We start from the raw sequence: 3,021 nt of genomic DNA on the forward strand, positions 1-3,021 counted from the left end.
CACCAAAAGAAAACGCATAGAAACCCCCCACCCCACCCCCCTCCCCCCCCCCCCCCCCCCCCCCCCCCCCCGCCGTCGTGCTTCCTCCACGGAAGTGGAGGAACAGGCTCAGATGTGTTCGGTGCCGTTGGGCTGCCACGCACCCGTGACGAGGTAGGTCACCTTCTGCGCGACGGAGACGCCGTGGTCCGCGAAGCGCTCGAAATAGCGGCTGGCCAGGGCCACGTCCACCGTCGTGGCCGGGGACTCGGTCCACTCCGGCGCCGCAATGGCCTTGAAGACGCTCAGGTGCAGATCGTTGATCGCCGTGTTTGCCTTCAGGATGTCCCGGGCGACCTCAAGGTCCCGGGTCTCCAGCAGGACCGTCAGCTTCTCGGCGATCTCCTGGTCCAGCTGGGCCATCCTGTTGAAGGTTTCGGTCATGGACGCCGGAATCACCGTGGAGGGGTAACGGAGGCGGGCGAGCTGGGCGATGTGCCGGGCGAGGTCGCCCATGCGCTCCAGCGATGCGCTCATCCGCAGGGAACCGACAATCATCCGCAGGTCGCTGGCGACAGGACCCTGCAGGGCCAGGATGTCGATGGCCCGCTCATCCAGGCTGTTCTGCAGGAAGTCGATCCGTGCATCCGCTGCGATGACGTCCTGGGCGAGGTCGACGTCCGCCACCTGGAATGAGGTGGTGGCCTTCTCCATCGCTTCGCTGACAAGCCGGGAAATCTCCACCAGCTGGTCACCGACCTGGGTGAGTTCTTCCTGAAAAACCTTACGCACGTCGGCGTCCTTTCCTTATAACTCCCCCCGCCCGCAGGAGGGCAGCAGGAATTGTGTCGCCAATGGGCGCTCCAACCAGCAACTCTGCCAGCACCCGGTAAACGATTATGCCCACGAAGGTGAACGTTAGTTGAACCGTTTGCGTGAAGGGCCGGGACGCGCCTGGGCAACGCCTCCCGGAGCATAAAGTGGAGCTGTGGATCCTATGCTCATTGGTCTGGTGGCCGGCCTCATCGGCCTGGCCCTTGGCACCTTCGGCGTGCTTGCCTACCGGGTCAGCGAGAAGCAGCGGGAACTGCTGGACGTCGACGCCGGGGAGCCGGCGCTGCCGGCTGGTGCCGCCGAGGTGCTGGCCGTCGTCGGACGTGCCTTCGTGGTGCTCGACGATGTGGACGGCGTGGTCCGTGCCAGCCCCGCAGCGTATGCCTACGGCCTGGTGCGCGGCCACACGGTGGTGCACAAGGAACTCCTGGACATGACCGCCGGGGTGCGCCGGGACGGCGTCATCCTCGAAAGGCAGCTGGAGCTGCCGCGCGGTCCGCTCGGACAGGGAACCATCATCGTCCAGGTGCGCGCAGCCATGCTGGGTGAGGAATACATCCTGCTCCTGGCGGACGACAGGACCGAGATCACCCGCACCGAGGAGATCCGCAACGACTTCGTTGCCAACGTCTCGCACGAGTTGAAGACTCCCGTGGGCGCCATCTCCCTGCTGGCCGAGGCACTGGAATCCTCGGCCGACGACGAAGAGGCCGTCCGCCGCTTTGCCAAGCGCATGCACAAGGAATCCGCCCGCCTGGCCGCCCTGGTCCAGGACATCATCGAACTGTCCCGCCTGCAGGGCGCCAGCGTGATCCAGGAGGGGCGCCCCGTGGACATCAACGCTGTCATCGCCGAAGCCGTGGACCGGTCGCAGCTTCCGGCCGAAAGCAAGAACATCACCATCGTGGTGGGTGGCCGCACCGAAGGGAAGGTCTTCGGGGACCAGGACCTCCTGGTGACGGCCCTGCGGAACCTGATCGATAACGCCATCCGCTATTCGCCGGCGAATACCAGGGTGGGAATCGGGGTGCGGTCCAAGGAAGGGCTGGTGTCCATCTCCGTGACAGACCAGGGGGAGGGGCTCAGTGCCGAGGACCAGGAGCGTGTCTTCGAGCGCTTCTACCGCGTGGACGCCGCGCGTTCCCGCCACACCGGGGGTACCGGCCTCGGGTTGAGCATCGTCAAGCACGTGGCCTCGAACCACGGCGGCGAGGTGACCCTCTGGTCCCAGCCCGGCCACGGCTCCACCTTCACCCTCCGCCTTCCCGAGATGGAAGAGCAGGAGGGGGCCGGGGAGGCCCCGGCGTCCCCGGCCACGGCCGCGCCCGCCCGCGACGCCGCAGCCCAGCAAAGTGTCATCCAAGGATCCCGCGCCGCCGGCGCACACGAACGAGGAGCTAGCGCTTGAGCAGGATTTTGATTGTCGAGGACGAGGAGTCGTTCAGCGACCCCCTGTCCTATTTGCTGGGTAAAGAGGGGTTCGAGGTGGAGGTGGTGGACAACGGGCTCGACGCCATCACCGAATTCGACCGGAACGGTGCGGACCTGGTGCTGCTGGACCTGCAGCTGCCCGGGCTTTCCGGCACCGAGGTATGCCGGCAGCTGCGGCAGCGCTCGAGCGTCCCGGTGATCATGCTGACCGCAAAGGACTCCGAGATCGACAAAGTGGTGGGACTGGAACTCGGCGCGGACGACTACGTGACCAAGCCCTACTCCTCCCGTGAACTGGTGGCCCGGGTGCGGGCGGTGCTGCGGCGGCAGGGCGAACCGGAGGAACTGGTGTCCTCCACCGTGCAGGCCGGGCCGGTCCGGATGGACATCGAGCGGCACGTGGTGAGTGTGGGCGGCGAGCAGGTGCTGCTTCCCCTGAAGGAGTTCGAGCTGCTGGAAATGCTCCTTCGCAACTCGGGCCGGGTCCTGACCCGGGGCCAGCTCATCGACCGGGTCTGGGGCTCGGACTACGTCGGCGACACCAAAACCCTGGACGTCCACGTGAAGCGGCTCCGCGGCAAGATCGAACCCGACCCCTCCGCCCCCCGCTACCTGGTGACCGTCCGCGGCCTGGGGTACAAGTTCGAGCCGTAGCCGGCAGGCATAACAAAAGGGAGGGACCGGACGGTCCCTCCCTTTTGTTATGCGTTTCCTGCCGTGGGCGCCTAGGGCGTGTCTCCTAAACCTTGGCTGGTTTAGCCGGGATGCTTGATGGGT

The 3,021-nt window shown here is 66.3% G+C and carries 3 protein-coding genes; 2 read left to right on the forward strand and 1 reads right to left on the reverse strand.

Annotated features, from left to right (window positions below; all coding sequences use genetic code 11):
• Nucleotides 1–108: 108 nt before the first annotated feature.
• Nucleotides 109–771 carry a phosphate signaling complex protein PhoU gene (phoU, locus tag ACYSM9_RS21695; RefSeq protein ID WP_461859014.1) on the reverse strand — a complete coding sequence of 221 codons (663 nt, stop codon included), beginning with the start codon at nt 769–771 and terminating at the stop codon, nt 109–111.
• Between the two features lie 205 nt (nt 772–976).
• Between phoU and ACYSM9_RS21700 the strand changes: the two genes are divergently transcribed.
• Both ACYSM9_RS21700 and ACYSM9_RS21705 read left to right on the forward strand, forming a co-directional pair.
• Nucleotides 977–2,221: a sensor histidine kinase gene (locus ACYSM9_RS21700; protein ID WP_461859015.1), complete on the forward strand. Its 1,245-nt coding sequence runs from the start codon at nt 977–979 to the stop codon at nt 2,219–2,221.
• Entirely contained in the window at nt 2,218–2,898 is a 681-nt protein-coding gene (locus tag ACYSM9_RS21705) for a response regulator transcription factor (RefSeq protein ID WP_221385576.1), read from the forward strand. The genes ACYSM9_RS21700 and ACYSM9_RS21705 overlap by 4 nt, the downstream gene beginning before the upstream one ends.
• Nucleotides 2,899–3,021 lie beyond the last annotated feature (123 nt).

Source organism: Arthrobacter sp. C152 (assembly GCF_054890965.1).